We start from the raw sequence: 26,404 nt of genomic DNA on the forward strand, positions 1-26,404 counted from the left end.
CGGGGGTCACGTCAGGCCGTGCCGCCGCGCCACCAGCCGCTCGCTCGCGCCGCGCGGCAGCAGCCGCCGCAGCGCGAACGCCACGGGCGCGTTGCTGCCGACGGCGTACAGCGGCCGCGGCCGGGGCGCCTCGATCGCCGTGAGGATCTTCGCGGCCACCTTCTCGGCCGAGATCCCCTTGGCCTCATTGGCGTTGAGGGCGGCGAGCATGGTGTCGTACGCGGCCCGGAACGGTGAGCCGGCGGCCACGTACTGCGTGCGCCGCTCGCTGATCCCGGTGGCGATGGCCCCCGGCTCGACGGTCGTGACGCCGACGCCGTACGGGCTGTACTCGCGCCGGGCCGCACTCGCGAAGCCCTTGATCGCGGCCTTCGAGGCGCAGTACGAGGAGCGGTAGGCGAGCGGGAAGCTGGCCAGCATCGAGCCGACCATCACCACCCGGCCGCGCCGCCGCTCCCGCATCCCCGGCAGCACCAGCTGGCTCAGCCGCACGGCCCCGAACACGTTCAGCTGGAACAGCCGGCGGACCGCCTCCATGGGCAGCTCCTCGAACGGGCCGCTCTGCGACTCGCCCGCGTTGTTGACGAGCACGTCGACCTCACCGGCCGCGGCGGCGCACGCCTCGACGCTCGACTCGTCGGCGAGGTCGAGAGCCAGGTAAGTGACCCCGGGAATCGGGGAGTTGACCTTCTCCGGGTTCCGGCTCGTGCCGTACACCTGATAGCCGCGCCGGACCAGCGCCGCCGCGACGGCCGCGCCGATCCCCGACGACGCGCCCGTCACCAGCGCCGTGCCACGGGCGCTCACACCAGGCTCCTGGCGAGCGCGCGCCCGGCGGCCCGGCCGGAGAAGATGCAGCCGCCGAGGAAGGTGCCCTCCAGCGCGTTGTAGCCGTGCACGCCGCCGCCGCCGAACCCGGCGACCTCACCGGCCGCGTACAGCCCGTCGAAGAGGGACCCGTCGGGCCGTACGACCTGCGAGTCGAGCGTCGTCTCCAGGCCGCCGAGCGTCTTGCGGGTCAGCACGTGCAGCCGGACGGCGATCAGCGGTCCCTGCGCCGGGTCGAGGAGGCGGTGCGGCTTGGCGACGCGGGTGATGCGGTCCGGCCAGTACGCGCGGGCGTTGCGCACGGCCATCAGCTGGAGGTCCTTGGAGTAGCCGTGCTCCGCCTCCCGGTCACGGGCCACGATCTCCCGCTCCACCTGCTCGTACTCCACGGGCGTCTCGGGCGTCAGCTCGTTCATCCCGGCGACGAGATCCTTCAGGCTCCGCCGTACGACGAAGTCCTCACCGCGGTCCAGGAACGCCTGGATCGGTCCGGGAGCGCCCTTCTTCACCCGCTGCAGCACCAGCTTCAGGTCCTTGCCGGTGATGTCGGGGTTCTGCTCGGACCCGGAGAGCGCGAACTCCTTCTCCACGATGGCCCGCGTCAGGACGAACCACGTGTGGTCGTGGCCGGTGGCGGTGATGTGCTTCAGCGTGGCGAGCGTGTCGTGGCCGGGGAAGAGGGGAGCGGGCAGCCGCTTGCCGGTCGCGTCCAGCCACAGCGACGACGGACCCGGGATGATCCGGATGCCGTGCCCCGGCCAGATCGGGTCCCAGTTCTTCAGCCCCTCCGTGTAGTGCCACATCCGGTCGCGGTTCACGAGGGAGGCGCCCGCGCCCTCGCTGATCTCCAGCATGCGCCCGTCGACGTACGCGGGAACGCCCGTCACCATCGACTCCGGCGCCTGCCCCATGCGATCAACAGGCCAGTTCTTCCGCACCAGTTCGTGGTTGCCGCCGATGCCGCCCGAGGTGACGACGACGGCCTGCGCGCGCAGCTCGAAGTCGCCGGTGGTCTCCCGGGAGGAGGCGACGCCGCGGGCCTCGGCGGAGGGCTCCAGCAGGGCGCCCCGCACGCCGACGGCGGCCCCGTCCTCCACGATCAACTCGTCCACGCGGTGGCGGTACTTGAAGGTGACGAGGCCGCGCGAGGCGGCTTCGAGGACGGGCTCCCGGAACACCCGCACGACCTCGGGACCCGTCCCCCACGTGATGTGGAAGCGGGGCACGGAGTTCCCGTGCCCGGTCGCGGTGCCCGCGCCGCGCTCGGCCCACCCGACGTTCGGCGTGACCTTCAGCCCGAGCCCGTACAGATAGTCGCGCTTCTCACCCGCCGCGAACCCCACGTACGCCTCCGCCCACTTACGGGGCCAGCGGTCCTCGCGCTCCCGGTCGAAACCGGCCGAGCCCAGCCAGTCGGCGAGCGCGAGGTCGTAGGAGTCCTTGATGCCCATCCGGCGCTGCTCGGGGCTGTCGACGAGGAACAGACCGCCGAGCGACCAGAACGCCTGGCCGCCGAGATTGGCCTCGTTCTCCTGGTCGACGAGCACCACGCGCTTGCCCGCACGGGTCAGTTCATAGGTGGCGACGAGCCCGGCGAGCCCGGCCCCCACGACGATGACATCGGCACTGGTGTCGCTCATGCGCTCTCCATGGGTGTGCTGTAGGCGTCGAGTACGTTCAGGAACAGGGCCTCGCGGCGGGCCCGGACGGCCGCGTCGTGCGGCTGCAGCAGGACCTGCACGGCGGTCCCGTCGTGCACGGCGACGAGTGCCTCACCGAGGGCGCTCTCGTCGGTCACCCGCCGGCCGAGCTGCGCCAGGGCGGTCACCAGGACCGGCAGGATCGCGTCCCGGATCGCTTCCTCGCGGGCCGCCATCACCCGGCGCAGCCCCGGATTGCGCAGCGCGTGCGCGGTGAACTCGGCGGTGATCCGGTACCAGGCGTCGTCCACCGGCGCCGCGGCGATCGCGGCCCGCACGGCGGAGGCGGGATCGGCCGGGTCGAGCTCGGCCAGGGCGCGGCGCACATCGTCGAGCATCCGCGCCGACCGCTCCTCCCACAAGGCGAGAAACAGCTCGTCCAGGGAGGAGAAGTTCGAGTAGAAGGCGCCGCGGGTGAATCCGGCCCGCTCGCAGACCTGCTCGACGGTGGAGCGCCCGAAGCCCACCTCGGCGAACACCTCGAGCGCGGCGTCGAGCAGCCGCTGCCGGGTGCGCGCACGCCTCTTGGTGACGGTGCCGGGCATCCTCGCCTCCTCCATCGGATACAGGAACGTATTCGATACGTTCCTGTATCCACAAGGGCCGGGACGGCGCCGGACACCGGGCCGGGCCGGATCAGACGAAGATCTCCACCAGCGTCCACACGGCGAGCAGCAGCATGCACGCGCCGCCCACCCGCTGCACGGTCTTCAGCGGCACCCGCTTGGCGATGAACCGCCCGGCGATGAGCGCGAGCCCGGAGACCGACATCAGGGCGGCCGCGGACCCGATGGCCGTGGACCACGTCCCGTTGGTCGCGGCGAGGTTGGCCGTGGTGATCTGCGTCAGGTCGCCCCACTCGCTGATGAAGACGGCCATGAACGCGGTGCCGAACACGGGCCAGAACCCGGTCACGGTCTTGCCGCCGGCCTCGTCGCCCTCGTCGTCGTCCCCGCCGCGCAGCAGCATGAAGGCGCCGAAGGCGAACAGCAGGGCGGAGACGACCTTCACGATCCAGTCCGGCAGCAGGCCGAGCAGGGATCCGGCGCCGACGGCGATGGCCACGTGCACGATGAAGGCGGTCGAGGTCCCGAACCAGACGTACAGGGGCTTCATCCGGGTGCCCATCGCCAGCGAGGCGAACATGGTCTTGTCCGGAAGCTCGGCGAGGAAGATCAGCCCGAAGGCGGTGAGGATCGCCAGGGGGTCGAGATGCATCAGCGGTGCTTTCTGTACGGGCCGGGTTCTCGCAACCCACCCGCTGCACGGAGAGGACCACTCGACCCGGCAGCGGAGACACGTGTGCGCCACGTGTCCGTCGTTCTGCCTGGTCGAAGGTCTCGCCCACCCGGTCCGGTCACGGTCCGAGCCCGGCCACCGGGAACCCGGGGGTTCCAGTGTGTCGACGACCGGTTCGCGGGGCTACTCCCCTTCGCTTGCACGTCAAGGGTACACGCCGACGGTCCGGAGCGTCGGTGACGGAACACTGTGCGGCAGATCACCGTGGCCGGCCGTGCGGCCCCTCCTACGATGTGTGACCGTTACACCTTTCATGGCGCCTGGCCGCCCGACCCGAGGAGACGGATCCCGTGACCACCGGTACCGGCGCGCGCGAGGGCTACTACGAGCGGACGGGCCCGAACCGCTACAAGCCCACGGCCCACGCGGGCGGCGCGTGGCACGCCGACGAGCAGCACTTCAGCCCGCTGGCGGGGCTCGTCGCCCACGAGATCGAGCGGCATCTCGCCGAGCGCCCCGGGAACCTCGCTCTCTCGCGGATCAGCTACGACATCCTCGGCCGCCTCGCCCTCGACGAGTGCGAGATCACCGTCGAGACGGTCCGGCCCGGCCGGACCATCGAACTCCTCGAGGCCGTCGTGGTCATCGGCGGCCGCCCGGTCGTGCGGGCCCGCGCCTGGCTGATGTCGGTCCAGGACACCTCAACGGTGGCGGACAGCCCCGTCGAGCCGCTCCTCGCGCCCGAGGAGCTCGTCCCCTGGGCGATGGACGAGGCCTGGGGCGGCGGCTACATCGCCTCGATCGACCTGCGCCGGGTGCCCCCGACCCGCAAGGGCCGCACGACGGCCTGGGTGTCCGCGCGCGTCGACCTGGTCGCGGGCGAGCCGAGCGGCCCGCTCGCCTCGTACCTCGCGCTCGTGGACACGGCGAACGGCATCGCCGTGCAGCAGGACCCGGCCGCGTGGATGTTCCCGAACCTCGACCTCACGATCCACCTGCACCGGCAGCCGCGGGGCCCGTGGACCGGCCTGGACACCACCGTCACCTTCGGCCCGACCGGGCAGGGGCTCACCAGCAGCGTCCTGCACGACACCGACGGCCCCGTCGGCCGCGCCGAGCAGATCCTCACCGTCCGCCCGCTGCAAGGGAGTTGACCCGCCCCCGCCCGGTCCCGGGGATCCCCCGGTCCGGACGGGTTCTTGATGGCTTCTTCATAGGTTCTTCAAAGGGCGCCTCGTACGGTCGTCGCGGTCCGGACACAGCGGGTCCGGACCCTGACGACGGCGACGTGAGGAGCTCGTGGGGATGAGTGCGCGGCGGTGGTTCGGGGGACGGCTCCTGGTCGGGGCGGCGGCCGTGGCGGTGATGACGGTGACCGGGTGCGGTGGCGGCGACGACAAGAGCGGCGAGGTCGCCTCCGCAGGGGGCGGCCGCACGAGCGCCGACCCGTCGAAGCAGGCGTCGAGCGAGCTGTCCGAGTACGTGGAGGGGCAGCGCAAGTGGGTCGAGTGCCTGCGGGACGCCGGGTTCGACGCGCCCGACCCGGACGCCGAGGGCTCCGTCGACCTCGGGGACGCGTCCAAGTGGAAGAAGGACCCGACGGCCCTGAAGGCGCAGGACAAGTGCGCGGACCAGGTGCCGCCGGTGCCGGACAGCGTGGAGAAGGGGCAGCAGCCCGACCTCTCCGAGGCGGAGATCGCCAAGAACCAGAAGTACGCCACGTGCATGCAGGAGAACGGCGCCCCCGACTTCCCCGACACCGACGAGACCGGACACTTCCGCGACGTCACCTGGGACTCCACCTCGGCCGGCGGCAAGCGGGCCGCCCGTGAGTGCGCCTCCATCATCGGGATCCCCGCCGACGCACGACCGGTCAGACGATCGCGCCCAGGCTCCGGAGCTGCGAAAACCCAGGCCGTCAAGTTCCCTGACAAGGCCCAGGGCGAGAAGATCGATCTTGACTCTTCCGCTAGGACCCCGCAGAAGCCGCCAACTCAGTGACTCGATGGTCGAGTCTTCGAGAAGATCAACCTATCGTGCCGATTCCGACGTGAAGCCGCGGCGAGAGCAGGATCCTCCCCCCAGTGTGACAAGTGCCTGAGCCGCTGCCCGTTCGCCTTCATCGTCACCGGACCCACGACCGGGCCGGGCGACTTCCTGTAGTCAGACGGACTGCGCGCCGGTGCGCAGTCGTGTCGTACCACCTGCCAGCGGGGTGACGTTATGTCCCTCTTGAGGTCGAAATATCCACGTCAGGGCAGAGTGAAGGGCGTACCCGCCGGGCCGCCTCATAGCCGGACACACAGGCCTTCGGCGACGCCGCCAATGCAGGCCCCGTCAGTCCGCGGGCCTCCAGGACAGGGAGTGTTGTATGCCCAACCGCTCGAAGATCAGCGCCGTGAGCACCATCGCAGCCGCTCTGTTCATGACGGCCGCCATGCCGTCCCACGCCGCTGACGCGCCCGACTCCTTGGACTGGAGAAACAAGGGCGCCGTCACCCCGGTCAAGGACATGCAGCACTGCCCGGATCACGGGGAAGCCTCGCGAACTGACGCGCTCGAAGGAGCCTGGGCGATCCAGGGGAATCCCCTCACGACGTTCCAGCCCCGTCCCGTCGAAGACCCCGACGCGCGATGGGAGTGTGATCTCATCGTTGAGGAAATCTCTCCCACCCCGTTTCCGCGTGAGCGGATCGAGAGCTGGAACTCAGTGGGGGCGGGCGAACGAGCCTTGCGTGATGCTGTCGCGGAACACGGGCCGACCGTCGCCTACGTCGATGGCAGCGGGTACGAGTACCAGCTCTACTCGGAGGGTCTGTTCGCAGGGCACTGCGGCACCGCGAACAACGTGGCTGTCACGGTGGTCGGTTACGGCACCACAGCCCAGGGACAGAAGTACTGGATCGTCAAGAGCACTTGGGGCGAGAGCTGGGGGGAGGGCGGGTACATGCGAATCATCCGCGGCGAGAACAAGTGCGGCATCGAGGAGGGGTACGAGACGACGTACCCCACTCTCAAGTCCAGCCGCTGACCTCATGGACGGCCTCCACATGAACCGCAAGAAAGAAGGCGCCTTGCCTTGCTGCATGTGTCCCCGTGTCCCATGTCGTGTCTCGTTCCGTGTTCTCGTTCGTTAGTTTGTGAAAACTGCAGGTCAGGGACACCGTGGCTCACTCGCCCCACCCACCACTCACCCCAGCTCCCATCCCGTCCGCCACGATGTGCCCGCGGCCGGGAACGGCGCCCCCTCCCACCCGGTGCCGGCCGATCCCCCGCCGGAGGCAAGAGCGGCGCCCCGAGCGGAGCCGGGTGCTTGATGAGGTAGAGAAAGTTGTAACAGCTCTCCAGCTACGGGAAGTTGGATCTGGTACCGGACCGGGCGGTGAGGGTGCGTCCGTCATGGTCTCGGATGCGGGGCGCCATGTCGTCGGTCGAGGTACCTGCGATGCGAACGCTGAAGGCTTCAGTCGTCCGCCTCATGAGCTCGGGCTCGATGACGCCTCAAAGGCAGCGAGGATCTCCTGGGCATACTGGTCCCGTGGGGCGATCTCTTCGACCGTTTCGCGTGCGCGCTCAGTTCGGCCTGTCTCGCAGAGCAACCGGACGAGCCTGTAGAGGGCGTCGCGGTCGCCGTTCTCCGCGCGCTCGTGGAGTACCGATGCCAACCCGCGATCGCGAAGCGCTCGGTTCAGCCGCCGACGGGCGTGGATGTCCATGTGGGCCAGGTCCGTGAGCTCTGCGAGTCGTCCGGCGTGGACGAGTAGGTCCATGTGCCACAGGTGGTTGCCGTGTCTGGTGTAGTCGGTGGAGTAGCACTCGGCGTGGGCGCTCACCAGGGGGATGGCGGTGTCCCAGTCGCCTGACTGCTCGGCTGCCTGTGCCTGCTCGAACCATCTCACCGGAGGAGTATCGCCCAGCCCTCAGACCGAAGTCTTGCCGGTGGTGAGGAGTTGGCTGGTGAAGCCCTCGCGGCAGAGTCGCTCGTACGCCTCGAGCACATCGTCGGGTACGGACTGGCTGATCATGAAGCCCTGGTCCGGATAGATCAGCAAGTGCTGAAGCGCACCGACAAGCACGTCGATGACGAGGCGGGCGTCCCCTTCGTACGGCTTGCTGATCAGAAGCACGGAGGACACGTCCACTCCGGCCTCCTCGAGCACGGCCTTGGAAAGACGGATGTTCTCACCGGTGTTACGGGCATTGGGCTCGACGAGAACCGCCGACCTGGGAACGCCGAGTTCAAGTGCCCGCTCGCGACAGTGGACCGCTTCACCTCGCGGCATGCGGTCCTTTGTCGTGGGGCTGGTGGCCCCGTGAAAACAAGCAGTGGAGCCATGCCGCGCTGGTAGATGTCTACTGCCGTGTCGGCCACACCCAAGTCGTGACTGCCCGAGCCGATAGCGACCGAGCAGGGCCGCAGGGTGTGGCCCATCTGGTGGGAGACCCACAGGCGTCGTGCGTCGGTCCATGCCTGCGTCGAGATCATTCCTGCCCCTTCGCCCTTCGCCCTTCGCTGAGTCCGGGACCTAGAAGTCGTACTCCCAGGCGAAGCGCGAAGCCGCGTGTACACCGATGGCCTCAACCGCTCGGTCAAGCGGGCCACGGCGCGGGACAAGGTGAAGCGCAACGTCGTCGCCCTGCTGACCGGGGCTCGGACCGAGGAACTGTGCGCGCTGACCTGGGACCACGTCTTCCTCAGCGGGAGGCCGGAAGCCAATCCGCCGCAGCCTCCGCACATTGCCGTGTGGCGGTCGGTCCGGCGTGGAGGGGACACCAAGACGCGGAAGTGCCGGCGCACGCTCGCCCTGCCGACACGTTGCGTAGAGGTCCTGTGGGCTTCCGGCCCGTGATCCAGACCGGCGCGATGGTCATGGACGGCATCTTCAAGCGGGATCTGGAGCCGTAGTCACGCAGAGAGGCACGCACGCAGAAACAGGTGAGGCGCCTACCGAATCCGGTAGGCGCCTCACCTGCTGTTTTGGCTGTCGGGGTGGCGGGATTTGAACCCACGACCTCTTCGTCCCGAACGCGATCTCGGGAAGTTTGGCCTGGTAGAGCGGGGGCCCGCCTGCATTGAGGTGCTTGGTTCCGTCCATGGTCGTCCACCGAAGCCCTCAGGCGGATGCGGCGGTTGGCCCCCTGTTTGGCTCCCTGCGGGTGTGCTGATCCAGCCCGGACGGGGTCGTGAACATGTGCCCCGTCACGAGTGAGCTTGTTAATCCGTGCAGTGCACATGTGTGCCTCTGGGGGACCGCCCACCCATGAACGGGGCCGATCAGGTGCTGAACGCCGCTACGTCGCGTTCGGCTGACTGCCGGCGACGAGAGCGGGCGCAAGCTGAGGGAACTGGTGCCCACTGTGAGGCGAGCGACGCGCCAGATGCACGCATCCGGAAGCGGGAATTCACAGTACACACAGTGGCCGGATCCTTAAAATGGCGGTACGAGTCCGCTGTAAGGAGCCACCATGGACCCTGCCCTGCTCGCCGTTGCGTCTACAAGCGCCAACGCGCTCGTCTCTCTTATGACTACAGACATTTGGGAACGAGCCAAAGCTGGCGTCACAAAAGCCTATGCCAAGCTATCTAAACCCTCAGGAATGGTCGAGCAGGAACTTGAAGAATCCCGAGGGGATTTGGGAAGTGCCATCGAGCGCGGCGATTCCGAGCAGACATCAATCGAGGTACAGCAGATGTGGCAAGGGAAATTCCGCCGCCTACTGGCGGAACACCCCGAAGCCGCATCTGATCTCGACATGTTGACTCGTTTGTGGAATGAAAACTCTGGAGCGATCGCTCCAGCCGTCGGTAACGCAATCACCCAGACGGCTACAGCGAGCGACAGTTCTCGAATCTACCAGCAGGGTTCTGGAATACAGTTCAATAACTGACCAAGGGGGAGACATGGAAGAATTACATGCTCCTTCCATTCAAAATTACTTCCGGGGGCACGCCGAGCAGGACGGCCGGGTATTCACCCTAGCTTCCGGAATCCAAGTAAATGCCGACCATTTACAGATTTCAGACCTACCTCAGCAAGGGCCGCTCGAAGGTCTAAGTTCATATACTCCGGTCCCTGTGGCTTCCGCGGACCCACTGGATTTCGGCGTTTATCGAGCTGAAGCCAATCAGGACGGACAGCTCCCAGAATACGTATCGAGGAATACTGACGCAGAGATCAGGCGCCGAATCTCGGAAGTGCACACAAACGGTGGATTTGTGTTAATTTCAGGAGATTCTACAGCCGGGAAAACTCGCTCGGCATTCGAGGGGCTAATGGCTGAGTGTCCTGGAAGTAAAATTTGGGCACCAACCGATGGTCCGGATTTGGTCAGAAATCTGCGAGCTGCGATAGAGCAGCAAGACGATTGCTTCATATGGCTAGACGACCTGGAACGCTACATAGGGCCGGACGGCTTGACGCCAACTACATTAGCGGTGATGAAAAAATTCAAACTCCGCAGCATCGCAACCATCCGGGCAGAACAATATCGACGCCTGACGCCCATGCAGAATACCGCTCATCGACTCGACGATGTCGGTAGGCACAATGCACTTGGATCCCGCGTTCTTGACCAGCTGCATCCCATCGTTCTGGATCGGCGCTGGCACGAGAGTGAACTCGCGAGGGCGCGCGAAGTTCGTGACTCCAGGGTTACTAGTGCAGTGGCCCATAGCCGTCTATTCGGAGTTGCGGAGTACATGGCTGCGGGTCCACGGCTCTTTCAAGAGTGGTCCCTTGCTGGCGGTCCCGGTGGTAGCCCTCGGGGGGCAGCACTTGTCGCGGCAGCGGTCGATCTAGCGCGAGCGGGGATCACCAGCGAAGTGCCGATCAACGTACTTCTTGAGTTGCACGAGGCCTATCTCAACAAGATGGGTGGTGACTTGCTTCGTCCGGAGGGCGTGCAAGAAGCGCTGGAGTGGGCGACGCTGCGCCGCTATGGAATTACGAGCCTCTTGCTCCCTATCAGGGCGGGTTCACACTATCGCGTATTTGACTACCTACCTGACGCCCTAGCTCGTTCGTCGGAACCCCCAGAGATACTTACAGAGGCATGGCAGGCAGCCTTGGAATACGGCGACCAGGCCAGCCTTTCTTACCATGTAGGTATGGCTGCCGTTCAGCATAGGCAATGGGGGATTGCCGAAAAAGCGTGGTCGAACGACCTGGAAAAGAACCCTATCCCTGCTCGAATAAATCTCGGCCGAGTTTACTTGAAGCTTGACAAGACAGTAGAGGCGAAGTCGACGTGGCAGGAGGCGGTTGACCTAGGAAGTATCGATGCGGCCATATACCTCGGAAGCCAATACGAGAGAGAGGGACGTATAGCCACGGCGGTGAGCCTCTTCCGAATCGGAGCCGAAAAGAACGATGCGCACGCCACCTACCACCTGGCCTACGCATTGCCGGATGATAAAGAAGCAATTGAGTGGTGGCATCGGATCGCAAATGATACGTCCACGGACTCGAGCGGTGGGGCTGCCCACAATCTAGCGCAAGCCTACGCCAGGCAAGGCGACAAAGAATCCAGCAGTAAATGGTGGAAAATAGGCGCCGAAAGGGGCAACGCTTATGCGATGAACAATCTTGGGGTCGACCTGCGCAATAAGGGTTTCCGGCCTGAAGCGCTGGAATGGTTCAAGAAAGCCGCAGAAGCCGGTAACTCCAGGGCATTCGTTAACTGGGGAGACCTAGTCGCGAAACGCGGGGATCGCGAAAAGGCGAAAGAGTTGATCGAAACGGCAATAACCCTGGGGGATAACGCCGCATACCATCGACTCGCCTTGCTTTATCTCGATGCAGGCGAAAATATGAAAGCTGACGAATGCTGGCGTAAAGGCTACGAGGCAAGCGACTCCATGTGTGCCTATAATTACGGGGTCAGCTTGAAAAATGGTGGATTCCTCGAAGGTGCCAAGGAGGCTTTCCGGGCGGCCGTTGCTGGCGGCGAAGTCCGCGCTTCTTTGCTCTATGCCTTTCTGCTTGTTGATGACGGGGATATCTACGAAGCCGAGATTCAGTTCATCAAAGCGCTAAGTGTGGCTCAGCCGGAAGAAATTTGCGACTTCGGTCGAGAATTTCTTCGAATCGGGAAATTTGGTCACGCCATGAAGTGGCTAGACCTGGCGCTCATGAAGGGGCATACGCATTCTGCTTGCCCTGCTGGCACAGTTTTTCTGCAATCTGGCTACTACGAACATGGGGAGTACTTTCTTCGGATCGCCCTCGCTGGGGGGCACGAACACGCGGGCAGAGTTCTAAGTGATTGGCTAGTTCGGACTGGGCGAGGCGCCGCAGCGGCAAAAGTGATGCGATCTACCCAAACCGCCCCCAAAGATAGAAAGGCGACCGCAAGAAAGAAGCATCCGCGCCGTAAACGCCACCGCAGCCGTCGACGCTGAGCGCACGGGCGGCCTATTCGTCCACCCGTACTCAGAGTCAATTCTGCCGAGGTGGCCTGTCACGTCGCGGTCTTCTGCTACGCAGTAATCGCTCCCAAGCCTTTGGGTATCTACTCGGGCGGTATGCCATGCTCCAGATATGCCACGGTGCCGGCGCTCCGCGCAGCCGCAGCTGCTCGGATACGGCGTGCGAGGCGCGGAATCGTGAGGTCATCGACGGCATCCGCGGGGTGGAAGGCATACGACTTGATCTCGGATGCCTGCAAGACGATCTCAGTCTGGAGCCGCTCGGGCAGAACGCCGCCGTCGAACAGGTAGAGCACCTTGTCGCCCTCGGCCGGACTCGGCGCCCAGTCGACGACGAGAAGGCGTCCGACTGCCGGTTCGATGCCGAGTTCCTCTCGGACCTCGCGGACACACGCCTGGAACGGCGACTCGCCCGCGTCGACGTAGCCACCGGGGATGTCCCGGTAGTCCTTGTACGTCGGCTCAAGGAGCATGACGCGGCCCTGGGCATCAAAGAAGAGCGCGCCCGAGGCCATGCGCGGGCGCGCCATCTTCGCTTCGTGTTCGTTCTCGGTCTCGCTCATCCGACCGAGCCTAACCAGATCAGATCACTCGAAGCCTCTCCGCCAGGTCAGCCACGGAACGAGTCGGCCGCCCGCGGGTTCCGCGAACCCAGCCGAGCACGATCTCTCGGCTCATGTAGTGGTGCCGCACCTGCTCCGGTGCCATTTCCTCGGCGTCGAGAACCACGTTGAGCGCGTCATCCGTGCGGTTCCAGGCCGTGAGCGCTCGTGCCACTTCGAGGTTGTGCCGCACCCGGCGTTCGACGGGAAGTCCGCTCGTATCGACCTGCGGCCCCAGCTCCGCCGCAACCTGGAAGTCTCCCAACTCACCGGCGGTGGCAACCTTGTGAATCGAGACGTTGGTGGGCCCGAAGGCCGTCCACATGTGGTTTCCGTCAGTCCCCAGCCGTGACGCCATCGCGTCGGCCTCACGCAGGAAGGCGTGAGTCGTCACACGGTCTTCTGCGCGAGCCGCCGCCATCGAGCCAGTCAGAAAGAGAGTTCCGTAGACGGACAGGTACGCCGGAGTCGCCTCGCCGAGCCCTGGCTCGAGGTAGCCGGCCGCGTCGCTCACGAGTTGCACCGCAGTCTCGAAGCGCCCGGTCGACAGAAGGCAGTGCGTCACCGACCGGAAGAGAGAACCGACGACGACGTTGTTTCCGCTCTGCTGCGCGGCGGCAAGCCCGCGATCCGCAGCCATCCAAGCGAGTTCGTTCTCTCCCAACTTGCCGAGCACCATCGCGGCCCCCTGATAGGTCAGGGCGAGCAGCGCGTTTGCCTCCTCCCGCTCTTCTCCGGCGTACGTACGCGCTGCGAGCAGGGCATCCGAGAGGATCAGGGGCAGTTGGCGCGTCGCGAAGCCGTACTGAGACGCCTGGTAGGCGTCCCAGACCTCGCTCACGTCTGACCTCAGGGCGGTCAGCGACGGAGGTTCTCCATCTGTCGGCGCCCCGAGGAGTGGCGTCAACTGGCGGTAGTCCATCAGCGCTTCGCGCAGGGCCGGCACCGTGCGGCGTCCGCTCTCAGCCGACCACTCCAGCAGGGTTGGCTCGCCGATGAGGTCTCCGATGGACACGTCCAACGCGTGAGCCAGTGAACGGATCACGGAGAGTCGGTCCAGCTCGATGCGGTTGTCCTCCGCTTTGCCGAGCCAGTCCGCGGTGCGGCCGACTAGCCCGGCCAGCACGTCTTGGGAGATTCCGCGGCGATGGCGGTACCACGCGACCCGCTCGCCGATCGTCAGTTGCTGCGTCATTCCTCGCATGACTTCAGCCTCGTCTCGGTTCGCAGATAGACCCCGGAAAGATTTTCCGGGGTCTACTCGTGAGCGGCTCATAGCGTCGTGGTTGTCGGGAGCCAGACACCCGGAACGACGACGAAGGAGCACGTCCATGTCTCTGGCAGCTGGTGAGCGGCATCAGGTGATGATGACGCCCACCGCCGACGAGGCTTGACCAAAAGCCTTTGGCCCCCTGTTTGGCTCCCCAAGTACGACAGAGGGCCTATCGCGATCACGCGATAGGCCCTCTGACCAGCGTCGGGGTGGCGGGATTTGAACCCACGACCTCTTCGTCCCGAACGAAGCGCGCTGCCAAGCTGCGCTACACCCCGATGTCGTTGCTCCGCTTCCCGCAGTCCTGCAGGTCGCGGCGACATCGATTACTTTAGCGGACCGGCGGCCTGAGACGAAATCCGGTTTTCGGGGCCGCGCATCCAGGGCCTGATCCGGTCGATCGCGACGAGGGCCAGGGCCAGGACGTAGAAGGCCAGGCCGAAGATCACGGCGTTGCCGAGGACACCGAGGTAGCCGTGGTCGTCGACGTCCAGGAACGGGTACGGGTAGCGGGCCGGCGTGCCCGGCGTCATGATCGCGCCACGGGCCAGGGCGAAGGCGAAGTAGGCCAGGGGATAGGCCAGCCAGATCGCGGCGTGGCGCGGACGCAGGGTGCCGGGGCGGGTGAGCAGGAGCCAGTCCAGGACGGCGCCGATGGGCGTGACCGTGTGCAGGAGCTGGTTGGAGAGCTGACGGGCCCCGGTCATCACGTGGTCCGGGTCGTCCGTCATGGAGAAACCGCTGGAGTCGTTGGCCAGGATGACGTGGTAGACGAGGCCGGTGATGCAGATGAAGAGCAGGACGCCGCCCGTGACCAGGGGAGGCAGGGGCGGGCGGGCGCTCCAGGCGCGCAGCGCGGAGAGGGCGAGAACGATCGCGACCAGGATGTTGGACTGGATCGTGAAGTAGCTCAGGACGCGCAGGGCGCTGTCGCTGATCGACAGGTCGATGACGATGCCCGTCGCCGCCGCCAGCGCCACCAGGGCACGGAAGACGGCGGCCACGGGGCGGCGGTGCTGCGGAACGACTGCCTCCGCCGGTACGGAGGCGGCACTCGGCGTGATCATCCACCCACGGTAGGGCCCGCCCCGCGGCGGGGCGAGCGAGGGGAGCTACCGGGCCGGGGCCGCCGGGGTCAGGGTCAGGAGCGAGGCCTCCGGCGGGCAGGCGAAGCGGACCGGGGTGTAGCGGTTGGTGCCGCAGCCGGCCGAGACGTGGAGGTAGGAGGTGTTGCCCTCGGCCTCGTGCGTCGACAGGCCCTTCACGCGGTCCGTGTCCAGGTCGCAGTTGGTGACGAGGGCGCCGTAGAAGGGGATGCAGAGCTGGCCGCCGTGGGTGTGCCCGGCGAGGATCAGCGGATAGCCGTCGGCGGTGAAGGCGTCGAGGGAGCGCAGGTACGGGGCGTGCACGACGCCGAGCGAGAAGTCGGGCCCGGACAGCGGTCCGCCCGCCACCTCCGCGTACCGGTCGCGCTTGATGTGCGGGTCGTCCAGGCCGGTCAGGCCGATCTCGACGCCGGCGACCTTCAGCACGCCCCGGGTGTTCGTGAGGTTCAGCCAGCCCGCCTCGTCGAAGCCGTCGCGCAGGCCCTGCCACGGGTTGTGGATCGCGCCGACGACGGGCGGGTTGCCGTTCAGCCCGTGCGCGCCCCGGACCTTCTCGGCCAAGTAGCGGGCGGGGTTACGGGGCTTGGGCCCGTAGTAGTCGTTCGAGCCGAAGACGTACGCGCCCGGGAACTCCATCAGCGGGCCGAGCGCGTCCAGGACCTCCGGCACGCCCTCGGGGTCCGAGAGGTTGTCGCCCGTGTTGATGACGAAGTCGGGGCGCAGGCCGGCCAGCGAGCGCAGCCAGCGCTGCTTCTTGCGCTGCCCGCCGACCATGTGGATGTCGGAGACCTGGAGGATGCGCAGCGGGCGCATGCCCTGCGGCAGGACCGGGACCGTCACCCGGCGAAGACGGAAGGAACGGGCCTCGAAGCCCGCCGCGTAGGCCACTCCGGCGGCGCCCACCGCCGCGATACCGGCCGTCACTTTCAGGGAGGTCTTCAGCGACGTCTTCAGGGGGGCTTCGTATTGCGCGCGCATGAGGCCCATCGTGTCAGACCGGCCGGGCCCCGGAAATCGGCGGGCGCCGCCGCCCTCGCACCTGCGACAATCGAGGCATGACCACGCTCAAGTCGAAGCTGCAGGACGACCTCAACGCCGCGATCAAGGAGCGCGATGAGCTGCGCTCCTCGACGCTCCGGCTGACCCTCTCCGCGATCACGAACCAGGAGGTCGCGGGCAAGGAGAAGCGCGAGCTCTCCGACGACGAGGTGCAGAAGGTGATCGCCAAGGAGGCGAAGAAGCGCCGCGAGGCGGCCGACGCGTTCGAGAAGGGCGGCCGTGCCGAGTCCGCCGCCCGCGAGCTGGCGGAGGGCGAGATCCTCGCCGTGTACCTGCCGCAGCCGCTGAGCGACGCCGAGTTGGAGCAGATCGTCGCCCAGGCGGTCGAGGAGGCCAAGGCGGCCGGGGCCGAGGGCCCGCGCGCCATGGGCCAGGTCATGAAGATCGCGAACCCGAAGATCGCGGGCCGCGCCGAGGGCGGCCGCGTCGCCGCGACGGTGAAGCGCCTGCTGGCCGGCTGACCGCGGAGCGGACCATGTGAGAGGGGCGCCCCCACCAGGTGGGGGCGCCCCTCTCACATGCCGGGCCGGTGGCGGGGCTCAGCGGCCCCAGCCGCCGCCGTTCCCGTTGCCGCCGTTCCCGTTGTTCCCGCCGAGCAGGTCCGGCGGGATGGAGATGCCGGGCAGCGGACCGTCGTCGCCGTTGCCGCCGTCGTCCCCGGGCTTGCCGTCGTCCCGGCCCTTGTCCCGGTCCTTGTCCTTGTTCTTGTCCGGGTCCGGGATGTCGACGAGGTTGAAGCCCGGCGCGGGCTTGCCGGACAGGGCGCCGGTCATGGCGCTCCGCCAGATCGGGCCGGGCGTGTCGGCACCGTAGACCTTGTCGTGGAACCGGCCGCCGATCGGGATGTTCACCATCTCGACGTTCTGCTGCGGGCTGCCGACCCAGACGGCACCGGACAGGTTCGGCGTGTAGCCGACGAACCAGGCGTTCTTGCGCAGGTCCGTGGTACCCGTCTTACCGGCGTTGGCCCGGTCCTGGAGACCGGCCGTCTTGCCGGTACCGGAGTCGGTCACGCCGCTGAGCAGCGTGTTGATCTTGTCCGCGGTCTCCGTCGACATGGCGCGCGAGCACTTCGTCTTCGGCACGCCGAGCGACTTGCCGTCGGCGGTGCGGATCGACTCGATGGCGATCGGCGTGCAGTACGTGCCCTCGTTGGCGAACGCGGCGTAGGCGGAGGCCATCGTCAGCGGCGACAGACCCGTCGAGCCGAGGGTCATCGACGACGGCACCTCGGGCACCTTCGTGCCGTTGCCCTGGACCACGCCGAGCTTGTCGGTCATCTGGACGACCGGGCACATGCCGGTGTCGGCGAGCATCTGCACGAAGTACGTGTTGATGGACTTCTCCATCGCCTCCTTGAGGCGATAGGGGCCGACCTCCGACTCGTTCTCGTTCTCCACCGTGTAGCCGCCGTCGTTCACCCACGGCTTGCCGCTGCACGTCTGGACCTGCTTCGGGTACGGCATGTCGTACGGCGCCGGGTACTGCTGCGTCGCCGGCTTGCCGCTCTCCAGGGCCGCCGACGCCAGGAACGGCTTGAACGTCGAACCCGTCGGGAAGCCGTAGTTGGAGCCGCCGTAGGCCGCGTCGACCGAGTAGTTGTACTCCGTCTCGTTCTTGCTGTAGCCGTACGGCTTCGACTGGCCCATGCCGAGGATCTTGCCGGTGCCGGGCTCGACGAGCGTGACCGCCGTCGCGACCTTGTCCGACTTGTAGACGTTCTCCTGGATGGAGGCCTGCACCGAGTCCTGCGACTGCGGGTCGAGCGTGGTCTTCACCGTCAGGCCGCCGCGGTTCCACACCTTGGCGCGGTCTTCCTTCGTCTTGCCGAAGACCGGGTCGCTGAGGAAGACCCGCCGGACGTAGTCGCAGAAGAACGCCGAGCCCTTGACCGCCGTGATGCAGCCGTTCTGCGGCTTGCTGACCTTGAGACCGAGCGGCGTCTCCTTCGCCTTCTCGGCCTCGGCCCGCGAGATGTCGTGCACCTCGGCCATGCGCTGGAGCACCACGTTGCGCCGCTTCTTCGCCTCGGCCTCGTCGTTGACGGGGTCGTAGCGGCTCGGCGACTGCACGATGCCGGCGAGCAGCGCGGACTCCTGCACGTTCAGGTCCTTGGCGTGCTTGGAGAAGTAGCGCTGGGCGGCGGCCTCGACGCCGTACGCCTGCTGGCCGAAGTACGTGATGTTCAGGTAGTTGGCGAGGATCTTCTTCTTGCCCAGCTCGTCCTCGACCTGGATCGCGTACTTGAGCTCGCGGACCTTGCGGCCGATCGTCTGCTGGGTGGCCTGCGCGACCTTGGTCGGGTCGTCGCCGGCCTCCTCGATGAAGACGTTCTTCACGTACTGCTGCGTGAGCGTGGAGGCGCCCTGGGAGACGCCGCCGTCGCGCGCGTTGGCGTTGATGGCGCGCAGGATGCCCTTCGCGTCGACGGCCCCGTGCTCGTAGAAGCGCGAGTCCTCGATGGCGACGAGCGCCTTCTGCATGTACGGGGAGATCTCGTCGAGCGGGACCACGGTGCGGTCGCGCGAGTAGACGGTCGCGAGCTTGCCGCCCTGGTTGTCCAGGATCGTGGTGCGCTGACTCAGCGGCGGTGTCTTCAAGTTGGCCGGAATCTCGTCGAAGCCCTCGACGGATCCCTTGGCCGCGAGGCCGAGCGCGCCCGCGGCGGGCAGCGCGATTCCGGCGAGGACGGCTCCGGCGAGCACGCTGACACCGAGGAACTTGGCGGCCTGCTGAGCCGGCGACAGTCCGCCGCCGCTCCCGGCCGAGCGCTTCTTTCCCATGCAGGGCAGCCTACGTTCTGATTCTCCGGACAGCCGTATATGCCTTGGCCTAAGCTGCACTCAACTGTCACAGCAGTGCGGTCTCGTATCAAGACGTGGGACGAACCCGAATCGTTCCCGACGTCCCTTGTAGTCATTCCCGTCCTCTCCTGCGGGGCTTCCGCAGAGGGGCTGGAGAGCGCCCGAAACCGCCTCGTGTGTCACTCGGTGTCCGTTGTGACGCAAGTGAACTGTCCTGGTTTGCCGGGGTTATTACGCATGTCCCTCGGTCACTCCGTCGGGTGATCTGCCGCTTACGCATAGTCCGTTCGGACCATTCAAGATTGGGCCCGAAGGGGGTGTTGCGCTGTGCCCACCTTCCGTAACGTCCTCAACTGGCGGCGGTGAATATGCCGCTGCCGCCGTGGGGGAGCCTCGATTCGGGAGAGGACGGCGCCGGTATGGGCTGGGTAGTCGACTGGAGTGCGCAGGCCGCCTGCCGCACTACCGATCCGGATGAACTGTTCGTTCAAGGAGCAGCGCAGAACCGGGCGAAGGCGGTGTGCACGGGATGCCCCGTGCGGACCGAGTGCCTCGCCGATGCGCTGGACAACCGCGTCGAGTTCGGCGTGTGGGGTGGCATGACGGAGCGGGAGCGCCGCGCACTGCTGCGCAGGCGTCCGACCGTCACTTCATGGCGCCATCTCCTCGAGACGGCGCGGACGGAGTACGAGCGTGGCGCGGGCCTGCTGCCCGCGGAACTCGAGGACGACGAGACGTACGAGAGGTACGCGGCCGTCGGCTAGCGCCGGACGGCACGCGTCACTCGCCGATCCACGTACGGCTCACGCAGCTCCGGCCGGAGTGCCACCGGCCGCGAGCCGTTCTCCGATGTCCCTGAGGCCTGCCAGGTCGTGCACGTCACCGGGCAGCGCCGCGACCTCGGTCACGGCGACCTCGGGGTGCAGCGCGGTGAAGCGGTCTCGGGTGCGCTGTTCGCGGGCGACCACGTGCATGCGCTCGGCGTGCAGCCGCAGCAGTCCTGCGGTCAGTTGCTGTGCGGTGTGCTCGGACGGTGTCTCCGCTGCGGCGGGGGAGCCGGACGCGGGAGCGGCCTCGGGAGTGGTACGCAGCTGTTCCTTCCCGTCCGCCTGATCCACAATGCCGCGCTCGTCAAGATTTTCTGCGGCGGCCAGCGCGCGCTCGGCGGACAGCCGGTCGGCGCCGCTGCCGTGCACCCGGTTGAGCACCAGACCGGCGAGCGGCATCCGCTCGGCGGCCAGCCGTTCCACGAAGTACGCGGCCTCGCGCAGCGCGTCCCGCTCCGGCGCGGCGACCACGAGGAACGCGGTGCCGGGTGCCTGGAGAAGCTTGTACGTGGCGTCGGCGCGGGTGCGGAAGCCGCCGAACATGGTGTCCATCGCGGCCACGAACGTCTGCACGTCGCGCAGGAGTTGACCGCCGAGCAGCTTGCCGAGCGCGCCGGTCATCATCGACATCCCGACGTTCAGGAACTTCATGCCCGCGCGCCCGCCGACCTTCGCCGGCGCCATCAGGACCCGGATCAGTTTCCCGTCGAGGAAGGAGCCGAGGCGCTTGGGGGCGTCCAGGAAGTCGAGCGCGGAGCGCGAGGGGGGAGTGTCGACCACGATCAGGTCCCACTCGTCGCGGGAGCGCAGCTGCCCCAGCTTCTCCATCGCCATGTACTCCTGCGTGCCCGCGAAGCCCGCCGAGAGCGACTGGTAGAAGGGGTTGGAGAGGATCGCCTTCGCGCGCTCCCCGTCCGCGTGCGCCTCGACGATCTCGTCGAAGGTGCGCTTCATGTCGAGCATCATCGCGTGCAGCTCGCCGCCCTCGGCCGCTCCGGTGGAGGCGATGCCCTTCACCCGCCGCGGAGTGTTGTCGAGCGAGTCGATGCCCATGGACTGGGCGAGGCGGCGGGCCGGGTCGATGGTGAGCACGACGACCTTGCGCCCGCGCTCGGCGGCGCGCAGCCCGAGGGCCGCGGCGGTCGTGGTCTTGCCGACGCCGCCACTGCCGCAGCACACCACGATGCGGGTGTCCGGGTCGTCGAGCAGCGGGTCGATGTCGAGCGTGCCCTCAGGATCCAGCGTCATCGAAGCGGTCCCCTAAATCCCTTGCTGTCGCAGTTCCTCGGCGAGCCGGTACAGGCCCGCGAGGTCCAACCCCTCGGTGAGCAGCGGCAGTTCGTGCAGCGGCAGCCCCGCCTCGGCGAGCAGCTCGCGCTGCGCCCGCTCCAGGGCGTACCGCTCCGCGTACTCCTCGGCCTGCGCGAGCAGCGGTCCCACGAGCTTCTTCGCGCCGCCGAGCCCGGCCGCCGTCAGCGCCTCGGTGACCGCGGGGCGCACCGACGTGTCGCGGCTCAGTGCCAGGGCGGGTTCCCCGAGGAGCGCGGGCCGCACCATGTTCACCATGATCCGTCCCACCGGAAGCTGGGCGGCGCGCAGCTCGGCGACCCCGTCGAGGGTCTCCTGCACCGGCATCTCCTCCAGCAGGGTCACCAGGTGCACCGCGGTCTCGCGGGACTTGAGGACCCGCATGACGGCCTGTGCCTGGTTGTGTATCGGGCCGATCTTGGCGAGCCCGGCGACCTCGTCGTTCACGTTGAGGAAGCGCGTGATGCGGCCCGTCGGGGGCGCGTCCATCACCACGTAGTCGTACGTGTAGACGCCCTGCTTGTCCTTGCGGCGCACCGCCTCGCACGCCTTGCCCGTCAGGAGTACGTCCCTGAGGCCCGGCGCGATGGTGGTGGCGAAGTCGATCGCGCCCAGTTTCTTCAGGGCGCGGCCCGCGCCGCCCAGCTTGTAGAACATCTGGAGGTAGTCGAGCAGCGCCAGCTCGGGGTCGATGGCGAGCGCGTACACCTCCCCGCCGCCGGGTGCGACGGCGATCTTCCGCTCCTCGTACGGGAGCGCTTCCGTCTCGAAGAGCTGCGCGATGCCTTGGCGCCCCTCCACCTCCACTAGGAGCGTGCGCTTTCCCTCGGTCGCGAGGGCGAGCGCGAGTGCGGCGGCGACCGTGGTCTTTCCGGTACCGCCCTTGCCGCTGACGACCTGGAGCCTGCTCACGTATTCGAGCCTAACCAGTGAGTGCCCCGATCACGCAGCAGCCTCCGGAACGTCCCACCCCGATACGGCGGCTACAGTCGGCCCCATGGCTAAGAAGTGGGAATACGCGACCGTGCCGCTCCTCGTGCACGCGACGAAGCAGATCCTCGACACCTGGGGCGAGGACGGCTGGGAGCTGGTGCAGGTCGTACCGGGGCCGAACAACCCCGAGCAGCTGGTGGCGTACCTGAAGCGCGAGAAGCAGGCATGAGCGGGAACGTCGAGGCGCGGCTGGCCGAGCTCGGTCTGACGCTGCCGCCCGTCGTCCCGCCGGTGGCGGCGTACCAGCCGGCCGTGCAGTCCGGCGTGTACGTGTACACGGCCGGGCAGCTGCCCATGGTCGACGGCAAGCTGCCGCTGACCGGCAAGGTCGGCGACGAGGTCACCGCGGAGCAGGCCAAGGAGCTGGCCCGCACCTGCGCGCTGAACGCGCTGGCCGCGGTCAAGTCCGTCGCCGGTGACCTGGACCGGATCGCGCGCGTCGTGAAGGTCGTCGGGTTCGTCGCCTCCGCCACCGACTTCACCGGGCAGCCCGGCGTCATCAACGGCGCGAGCGAGCTGCTCGGCGAGGTCCTCGGCGACAAGGGCGTGCACGCCCGCAGCGCCGTCGGCGTCGCGGTCCTGCCGCTGGACGCGCCGGTCGAGGTCGAGTTCCAGGTGGAGCTCACCGAGGCGTGAGGCCGTGAACGGCCCGATAAGGCCGTGTTTCCGGTGACGGGTGGGCCCTCGAACATCCGCCCGTCACCGGATAGCCTCCGGCCATGGCAAACGGGCAGTGGTATCCCCCCGAGTGGCCGGACCGCATCCGCGCCCTCGCCGCCGGCACCCTGGTGCCCGCGACGCCCCGGCGCGCCGCGACCGTGATGCTCCTCAAGGACGCCGACGGCGTCGAGGTGCACATGCTGCGGCGGCGCGCGTCCATGGCCTTCGCCGCCGGCGCGTACGCGTATCCCGGCGGTGGCGTCGACCCCCGTGACGACGACCGGCAGGTCCGCTGGGCCGGGCCGTCGCGCCAGGAGTGGGCCGCGCGCCTCGGCGTACCCGACGAGGACGCGCAGGCCATCGTCTGCGCGGCGGTGCGCGAGACCTTCGAGGAGGCGGGCGTGCTGCTCGCCGGGCCCACCCCGGACACCGTGGTCGACGACACGACGGGCGCCGACTGGGCCGCCGACCGGCAGGCGCTGATCGCCCGGGACCTGTCGTTCGCCGAGTTCCTGGACCGGCGCGGCCTCGTGCTCCGCTCCGATCTGCTCGGCGCCTGGGCGCGCTGGATCACCCCCGAGTTCGAACCGCGCCGCTACGACACCTGGTTCTTCGTGGCCGCGCTCCCCGCGGGGCAGCGCACCAGCGACGACTCCACGGAGGCCGACCGCACCGTGTGGATCCGCCCGGAGCGGGCCACGGCGGCGTACGACCAGGGCGAGTTGTCGATGATGCCGCCCACGATCGCGACGCTGCGGACCCTCGCGGCGTACGACTCGGTGGACGGCGCGCTGGCCGGTTCGGCGGCGTGCGACCTCACCCCCGTGCTGGCCCGGGCACGCCTGGAGGACGGTGAGCTGGTGCTGTCCTGGCCCGGCCACGACGAGTTCACCAAACACATCCCGACCGCTCCGAGCAGGGGGAACAGCTGATGACCGAGGCCGCCGCCCTGCCCGGGCAGCCGCGCGGCGGGGTGCTGTCCGGCCCCGCCACCGCCCGCGCCGTCAACGTGCTGGCGCCCAACGCGTCCGCGATGACCCTCGACGGCACCAACACCTGGATCGTCGCCGAGCCCGACAGCGACCTCGCCGTCGTCATCGACCCGGGCCCGCTGGACGACGCCCATCTGACGCAGGTCATCGCCACCGCCGAGAAGGCGGGCAAGCGGATCGCCCTCACGCTCCTCACGCACGGGCACCCCGACCATGCCGAGGGCGCGGGCCGGTTCGCCGAGCTGACCGGCACGAAGGTGCGGGCGCTCGACCCGGCGCTGCGGCTCGGCGACGAGGGGCTCGCGGCCGGCGACGTCGTCACGACCGGCGGTCTGGAGCTGCGGGTCGTCCCGACGCCCGGCCACACCGCCGACTCCCTGTGCTTCCATCTCCCCGCCGATCAGGCCGTGTTGACCGGCGACACGATCCTCGGGCGCGGCACCACCGTGGTCGCCCACCCGGACGGCCGCCTCGGCGACTACCTCGACTCGCTGCGCCGCCTCAGGTCCCTGACCGTCGACGACGGGGTGCACACGGTGCTGCCCGGCCACGGCCCGGTCCTGGAGGACGCCCAGGGCGCGGTCGAGTTCTACCTCGCGCACCGCGCCCACCGTCTCGCCCAGGTCGAGACCGCCGTCGAGAACGGCTACGCGTCGGCGCCCGACGTCGTCACGCACGTGTACGCCGACGTGGACCGCTCCCTGTGGCCGGCCGCCGAGCTGTCCGTCCGGGCCCAGCTCGACTACCTGCGCGAACACGGCCTGATCTAGGGCCGGACCGCCCCTAGGAGTCCGCCCCGGGCCAGGTGACGCCCATGGCGGCCAGCCGCGGCGGGTCGGCGATGATGTCGACGCCGATGACCAGGCCGTCCCGGAAGGTGAGGGCGAGCACCGTGACGACCTGGCCGCGCGGCACCTGCACGATGCCCATCCCGTCGCCCACGAACGCCGGGTACGCGGTCGGCACCAGCTGCCCGAACATCGTCGCCTGACCGGCCACCTCCAGGGCGCCGCGGACCAGCTTGGACGCCGTGCCGGGCCCCGCGTCCACCCGCAGCAGCACCTCGGGGTCGAGGAGCGCGAGCAGCGCCTCGAAGTCCCCGGCGCGGGTCGCGGCGAGCCAGGCGTCGACCACCTCGCGCTGCCGGGCCAGATCGGTCGCGGGCGGCACGGTGGCGCCCTGCACCCGGCGCCGGGCCCGGCTCGCCAGCTGCCGGGTCGCCGCCGGGGTCCGCTCGACGACCGGCGCGAGCTCCTCGAAGGGGACCGCGAACATGTCGTGCAGCACGAACGCCAGCCGCTCCGCGGGCGCCAGCGTGTCCAGCACGACGAGCAGCGCCAGGCCCACGGAGTCCGCGAGTTCGGCCTCCTGACCGGGGTCGGCCGGCCGGATCACCAGATCGGGAACACGGGTCTCGGCCGTGCCCGCGTCGAGGGGGTCCTCCCGGCGTGCCGCGCGCGTACGCAGCATGTCCAGGCAGATCCGCCCGACGACGGTGGTCAGCCAGCCGCTCAGGTTCCGTACGTCGTCGCTGTCCGCGCGCTGCAGCCGCAGCCAGCTCTCCTGCACGGCGTCCTCCGCCTCGGTGAGCGAACCGAGCATGCGGTACGCCACGGACCGCAGCCGGCCGCGCTCCGCCTCGAAGCGGGTGGCCAGCTCGGACTCGGACCGGGACTGTGTCATGCCGGGTTCCCCTCCAGGGACGTCGCGTTGGGTGGTCTCAGGGCCGGGGCGTCTTGATGCCGTGCACGCGCGCGTACTCGTCCGCCAGCCACGGCCCGATCTCGTCCGTGTACGTGTGCAGCGCGTCGAAGTCCCCTGTCGGCGCGTACGCCGCCGAGGCCGCGGCACGCATCGGGCCGGCCCACCGCGCGTAGTACGTCCCGAACACCTCGGCCATCTCGTGCAGATCGCTGGTCCAGCCGTTCCAGCGGGGCATGACGAGCGTGAAGCCGGTCCGCACGAGGTGCCGGGAGACGCGCCGCTCCAGGCGGGGGAGCTCCTCGGGACCGGCCGCGGCGATCTGCTCGCGCCAGCGCGGCAGGAACAGCGCGAGGTCGCCGTTGGTCTCACGGGCGAGCAGGGACGTGGGCCGGTAGCGCGGCAGATACTCGGCCAGGTCCTCGCCGAGCAGCGGAGTGCACAGGCAGGCGAGAAACCAGCCCAGGTCGTACCTCTCCAGCTCGCTCAGCAGCGTGGCCCGGCCGGCCAGCAGGGTGCCCGCGCCGTCGATCTGCGCGAACTCCTTGTCCAGCGCCTCGTCGAGCGTGCGCGCGTCGGCCCGGTCGGCCTCGCTCGGCCCGTCGCGCAGGACGAGCAGCAGGTCGAGGTCGGAGCGGCCCGGCCGGGCGGTGCCGCGCGGCACCGAGCCGTACAGGTACGCGCTCGTCATGCGTGCCCCGAAGACGTCGAGCAGCCGGTCGCGGGCGGCGGCCACGACGGGGCGGAACGGTGCCGCGACGCGGGCCAGGGAGCCTTCGCGCGCGATGTATCCCTGGGGGTCGAGCCCACGGGTGGGATTGGCCATGGGGTAACTGTGCAGGGAAGGAGGGCGCGGGGCACCGTATTTCCTGACCTGTACGCGG

At 68.4% G+C, this 26,404-nt stretch carries 25 protein-coding genes, 1 tRNA gene and 2 pseudogenes; 12 read left to right on the forward strand and 16 right to left on the reverse strand.

The annotated features are described in order from the left end of the window. Positions 1-6: 6 nt before the first annotated feature. The 4 genes from ACVHNB_RS01265 to ACVHNB_RS01280 all read right to left on the reverse strand — a co-directional run bounded on the left by ACVHNB_RS01265 (position 7) and on the right by ACVHNB_RS01280 (position 3,746). Positions 7-807 carry an SDR family oxidoreductase gene (locus tag ACVHNB_RS01265; RefSeq protein ID WP_428953333.1) on the reverse strand — a complete coding sequence of 267 codons (801 nt, stop codon included), beginning with the start codon at positions 805-807 and terminating at the stop codon, positions 7-9. Then, positions 804-2,468, reverse strand: a complete 1,665-nt coding sequence (locus ACVHNB_RS01270) for an FAD-binding dehydrogenase (RefSeq protein WP_428953332.1) — start codon at positions 2,466-2,468, stop codon at positions 804-806. The genes ACVHNB_RS01265 and ACVHNB_RS01270 overlap by 4 nt, the downstream gene beginning before the upstream one ends. Then, the gene (locus tag ACVHNB_RS01275) at positions 2,465-3,073 is read right to left on the reverse strand and encodes a TetR/AcrR family transcriptional regulator (protein WP_428953331.1); all 609 of its coding nucleotides are present in this window, start codon (positions 3,071-3,073) and stop codon (positions 2,465-2,467) included. Before ACVHNB_RS01275 ends, ACVHNB_RS01270 begins: the two co-directional genes overlap by 4 nt. Before the next feature lie 91 nt (positions 3,074-3,164). Beyond that, positions 3,165-3,746, reverse strand: a complete 582-nt coding sequence (locus ACVHNB_RS01280; protein WP_428953330.1) for a TMEM165/GDT1 family protein — start codon at positions 3,744-3,746, stop codon at positions 3,165-3,167. Between the two features lie 371 nt (positions 3,747-4,117). On the opposite strand from ACVHNB_RS01280, the gene ACVHNB_RS01285 reads away from it, so the two are divergent. From ACVHNB_RS01285 to ACVHNB_RS01295, 3 genes are all read left to right on the forward strand, one after another. After that, a complete protein-coding gene (locus ACVHNB_RS01285) occupies positions 4,118-4,921 on the forward strand; it encodes a thioesterase family protein (protein ID WP_456227230.1) in 804 nt (267 codons plus the stop codon). 151 nt (positions 4,922-5,072) lie between these two features. Next, entirely contained in the window at positions 5,073-5,768 is a 696-nt protein-coding gene (locus tag ACVHNB_RS01290; RefSeq protein WP_456227231.1) for a hypothetical protein, read from the forward strand. Positions 5,769-6,165: 397 nt separating this feature from the next. Then, positions 6,166-6,798, forward strand: coding sequence for a C1 family peptidase (locus ACVHNB_RS01295; RefSeq protein WP_456227232.1), 633 nt, complete (start codon positions 6,166-6,168; stop codon positions 6,796-6,798). Between the two features lie 445 nt (positions 6,799-7,243). Here ACVHNB_RS01295 and ACVHNB_RS01300 read toward each other — a convergent pair whose 3' ends face one another. Both ACVHNB_RS01300 and ACVHNB_RS01305 read right to left on the reverse strand, forming a co-directional pair. Continuing rightward, positions 7,244-7,666, reverse strand: coding sequence for a tetratricopeptide repeat protein (locus ACVHNB_RS01300; RefSeq protein WP_456227233.1), 423 nt, complete (start codon positions 7,664-7,666; stop codon positions 7,244-7,246). A 21-nt stretch (positions 7,667-7,687) separates the two neighbouring features. Next, positions 7,688-8,253 (reverse strand): annotated as a pseudogene (locus ACVHNB_RS01305) (YdcF family protein). A 91-nt stretch (positions 8,254-8,344) separates the two neighbouring features. On the opposite strand from ACVHNB_RS01305, the pseudogene ACVHNB_RS01310 reads away from it, so the two are divergent. The 3 genes and pseudogenes from ACVHNB_RS01310 to ACVHNB_RS01320 form a co-directional block, all read left to right on the forward strand. After that, positions 8,345-8,602: pseudogene (locus ACVHNB_RS01310) on the forward strand (site-specific integrase); the annotation flags it as partial. 631 nt (positions 8,603-9,233) lie between these two features. Beyond that, on the forward strand, positions 9,234-9,656 hold the full coding sequence (locus ACVHNB_RS01315) for a hypothetical protein (RefSeq protein ID WP_456227234.1): 423 nt from the start codon (positions 9,234-9,236) through the stop codon (positions 9,654-9,656). 13 nt (positions 9,657-9,669) lie between these two features. Beyond that, on the forward strand, positions 9,670-12,168 hold the full coding sequence (locus ACVHNB_RS01320) for a tetratricopeptide repeat protein (protein WP_456227235.1): 2,499 nt from the start codon (positions 9,670-9,672) through the stop codon (positions 12,166-12,168). Positions 12,169-12,278: 110 nt separating this feature from the next. Here the strand turns inward: ACVHNB_RS01320 and ACVHNB_RS01325 are convergent, their stop codons facing one another. The 5 genes from ACVHNB_RS01325 to ACVHNB_RS01345 form a co-directional block, all read right to left on the reverse strand. Beyond that, entirely contained in the window at positions 12,279-12,758 is a 480-nt protein-coding gene (locus tag ACVHNB_RS01325) for an NUDIX domain-containing protein (RefSeq protein ID WP_456227236.1), read from the reverse strand. Positions 12,759-12,777: 19 nt separating this feature from the next. After that, positions 12,778-13,992, reverse strand: coding sequence for a helix-turn-helix domain-containing protein (locus ACVHNB_RS01330; protein WP_456227237.1), 1,215 nt, complete (start codon positions 13,990-13,992; stop codon positions 12,778-12,780). Between the two features lie 282 nt (positions 13,993-14,274). Further along, positions 14,275-14,348: transfer RNA gene (locus ACVHNB_RS01335), tRNA-Pro, on the reverse strand. A 48-nt stretch (positions 14,349-14,396) separates the two neighbouring features. Then, positions 14,397-15,137 carry a Pr6Pr family membrane protein gene (locus tag ACVHNB_RS01340; RefSeq protein ID WP_428953302.1) on the reverse strand — a complete coding sequence of 247 codons (741 nt, stop codon included), beginning with the start codon at positions 15,135-15,137 and terminating at the stop codon, positions 14,397-14,399. Between the two features lie 45 nt (positions 15,138-15,182). Beyond that, positions 15,183-16,154 carry a metallophosphoesterase gene (locus ACVHNB_RS01345; RefSeq protein WP_428953301.1) on the reverse strand — a complete coding sequence of 324 codons (972 nt, stop codon included), beginning with the start codon at positions 16,152-16,154 and terminating at the stop codon, positions 15,183-15,185. A gap of 77 nt (positions 16,155-16,231) precedes the next feature. Here ACVHNB_RS01345 and ACVHNB_RS01350 point away from each other — a divergent pair, with 77 nt between their 5' ends. Then, on the forward strand, positions 16,232-16,696 hold the full coding sequence (locus ACVHNB_RS01350) for a GatB/YqeY domain-containing protein (RefSeq protein WP_404220116.1): 465 nt from the start codon (positions 16,232-16,234) through the stop codon (positions 16,694-16,696). Between the two features lie 78 nt (positions 16,697-16,774). Here the strand turns inward: ACVHNB_RS01350 and ACVHNB_RS01355 are convergent, their stop codons facing one another. Further along, the gene (locus tag ACVHNB_RS01355; protein WP_456227238.1) at positions 16,775-19,018 is read right to left on the reverse strand and encodes a transglycosylase domain-containing protein; all 2,244 of its coding nucleotides are present in this window, start codon (positions 19,016-19,018) and stop codon (positions 16,775-16,777) included. A 440-nt stretch (positions 19,019-19,458) separates the two neighbouring features. Here ACVHNB_RS01355 and ACVHNB_RS01360 point away from each other — a divergent pair, with 440 nt between their 5' ends. Then, positions 19,459-19,803: a WhiB family transcriptional regulator gene (locus tag ACVHNB_RS01360; protein WP_365564675.1), complete on the forward strand. Its 345-nt coding sequence runs from the start codon at positions 19,459-19,461 to the stop codon at positions 19,801-19,803. Positions 19,804-19,842: 39 nt separating this feature from the next. On the opposite strand, the gene ACVHNB_RS01365 is transcribed toward ACVHNB_RS01360, so the two are convergent. Together ACVHNB_RS01365 and ACVHNB_RS01370 are read right to left on the reverse strand one after the other, a co-directional pair. Beyond that, positions 19,843-21,114, reverse strand: coding sequence for an ArsA family ATPase (locus ACVHNB_RS01365; RefSeq protein ID WP_428953299.1), 1,272 nt, complete (start codon positions 21,112-21,114; stop codon positions 19,843-19,845). A gap of 12 nt (positions 21,115-21,126) precedes the next feature. Beyond that, positions 21,127-22,086: an ArsA family ATPase gene (locus ACVHNB_RS01370; RefSeq protein WP_428953298.1), complete on the reverse strand. Its 960-nt coding sequence runs from the start codon at positions 22,084-22,086 to the stop codon at positions 21,127-21,129. An 85-nt stretch (positions 22,087-22,171) separates the two neighbouring features. Here ACVHNB_RS01370 and ACVHNB_RS01375 point away from each other — a divergent pair, with 85 nt between their 5' ends. From ACVHNB_RS01375 to ACVHNB_RS01390, 4 genes are all read left to right on the forward strand, one after another. After that, positions 22,172-22,336 (forward strand): DUF4177 domain-containing protein, encoded by a 165-nt coding sequence (locus ACVHNB_RS01375; RefSeq protein WP_073494871.1) that lies wholly within the window; start codon positions 22,172-22,174, stop codon positions 22,334-22,336. Continuing rightward, positions 22,333-22,803, forward strand: coding sequence for a RidA family protein (locus tag ACVHNB_RS01380; RefSeq protein WP_428953297.1), 471 nt, complete (start codon positions 22,333-22,335; stop codon positions 22,801-22,803). Before ACVHNB_RS01375 ends, ACVHNB_RS01380 begins: the two co-directional genes overlap by 4 nt. Positions 22,804-22,886: 83 nt before the next feature. Beyond that, on the forward strand, positions 22,887-23,759 hold the full coding sequence (locus ACVHNB_RS01385; protein ID WP_456227239.1) for an NUDIX hydrolase: 873 nt from the start codon (positions 22,887-22,889) through the stop codon (positions 23,757-23,759). Continuing rightward, positions 23,759-24,589 carry an MBL fold metallo-hydrolase gene (locus ACVHNB_RS01390; protein WP_428953295.1) on the forward strand — a complete coding sequence of 277 codons (831 nt, stop codon included), beginning with the start codon at positions 23,759-23,761 and terminating at the stop codon, positions 24,587-24,589. The genes ACVHNB_RS01385 and ACVHNB_RS01390 overlap by 1 nt, the downstream gene beginning before the upstream one ends. A gap of 13 nt (positions 24,590-24,602) precedes the next feature. On the opposite strand, the gene ACVHNB_RS01395 is transcribed toward ACVHNB_RS01390, so the two are convergent. Further along, positions 24,603-25,502, reverse strand: a complete 900-nt coding sequence (locus tag ACVHNB_RS01395; protein WP_428953294.1) for a sigma-70 family RNA polymerase sigma factor — start codon at positions 25,500-25,502, stop codon at positions 24,603-24,605. A gap of 37 nt (positions 25,503-25,539) precedes the next feature. Then, the gene (locus ACVHNB_RS01400; RefSeq protein ID WP_428953293.1) at positions 25,540-26,346 is read right to left on the reverse strand and encodes a nucleotidyltransferase domain-containing protein; all 807 of its coding nucleotides are present in this window, start codon (positions 26,344-26,346) and stop codon (positions 25,540-25,542) included. Positions 26,347-26,404 lie beyond the last annotated feature (58 nt).

Source organism: Streptomyces sp. YJ-C3 (assembly GCF_053891275.1).

Bases quoted from the DNA above. Each gene is read 5' to 3' on its own strand.
- ACVHNB_RS01270 (WP_428953332.1), bottom strand. From the start codon at position 2,468: ATGAGCGACACCAGTGCCGATGTCATCGTCGTGGGGGCCGGGCTCGCC.
- ACVHNB_RS01275 (WP_428953331.1), bottom strand. From the start codon at position 3,073: ATGCCCGGCACCGTCACCAAGAGGCGTGCGCGCACCCGGCAGCGGCTG.
- ACVHNB_RS01280 (WP_428953330.1), bottom strand. From the start codon at position 3,746: ATGCATCTCGACCCCCTGGCGATCCTCACCGCCTTCGGGCTGATCTTC.
- ACVHNB_RS01290 (WP_456227231.1), top strand. From the start codon at position 5,073: ATGAGTGCGCGGCGGTGGTTCGGGGGACGGCTCCTGGTCGGGGCGGCG.
- ACVHNB_RS01315 (WP_456227234.1), top strand. From the start codon at position 9,234: ATGGACCCTGCCCTGCTCGCCGTTGCGTCTACAAGCGCCAACGCGCTC.
- ACVHNB_RS01320 (WP_456227235.1), top strand. From the start codon at position 9,670: ATGGAAGAATTACATGCTCCTTCCATTCAAAATTACTTCCGGGGGCAC.
- ACVHNB_RS01325 (WP_456227236.1), bottom strand. From the start codon at position 12,758: ATGAGCGAGACCGAGAACGAACACGAAGCGAAGATGGCGCGCCCGCGC.
- ACVHNB_RS01330 (WP_456227237.1), bottom strand. From the start codon at position 13,992: ATGACGCAGCAACTGACGATCGGCGAGCGGGTCGCGTGGTACCGCCAT.
- ACVHNB_RS01340 (WP_428953302.1), bottom strand. From the start codon at position 15,137: ATGATCACGCCGAGTGCCGCCTCCGTACCGGCGGAGGCAGTCGTTCCG.
- ACVHNB_RS01345 (WP_428953301.1), bottom strand. From the start codon at position 16,154: ATGCGCGCGCAATACGAAGCCCCCCTGAAGACGTCGCTGAAGACCTCC.
- ACVHNB_RS01350 (WP_404220116.1), top strand. From the start codon at position 16,232: ATGACCACGCTCAAGTCGAAGCTGCAGGACGACCTCAACGCCGCGATC.
- ACVHNB_RS01355 (WP_456227238.1), bottom strand. From the start codon at position 19,018: ATGGGAAAGAAGCGCTCGGCCGGGAGCGGCGGCGGACTGTCGCCGGCT.
- ACVHNB_RS01360 (WP_365564675.1), top strand. From the start codon at position 19,459: ATGGGCTGGGTAGTCGACTGGAGTGCGCAGGCCGCCTGCCGCACTACC.
- ACVHNB_RS01365 (WP_428953299.1), bottom strand. From the start codon at position 21,114: ATGACGCTGGATCCTGAGGGCACGCTCGACATCGACCCGCTGCTCGAC.
- ACVHNB_RS01375 (WP_073494871.1), top strand. From the start codon at position 22,172: ATGGCTAAGAAGTGGGAATACGCGACCGTGCCGCTCCTCGTGCACGCG.
- ACVHNB_RS01380 (WP_428953297.1), top strand. From the start codon at position 22,333: ATGAGCGGGAACGTCGAGGCGCGGCTGGCCGAGCTCGGTCTGACGCTG.
- ACVHNB_RS01385 (WP_456227239.1), top strand. From the start codon at position 22,887: ATGGCAAACGGGCAGTGGTATCCCCCCGAGTGGCCGGACCGCATCCGC.
- ACVHNB_RS01390 (WP_428953295.1), top strand. From the start codon at position 23,759: ATGACCGAGGCCGCCGCCCTGCCCGGGCAGCCGCGCGGCGGGGTGCTG.
- ACVHNB_RS01395 (WP_428953294.1), bottom strand. From the start codon at position 25,502: ATGACACAGTCCCGGTCCGAGTCCGAGCTGGCCACCCGCTTCGAGGCG.
- ACVHNB_RS01400 (WP_428953293.1), bottom strand. From the start codon at position 26,346: ATGGCCAATCCCACCCGTGGGCTCGACCCCCAGGGATACATCGCGCGC.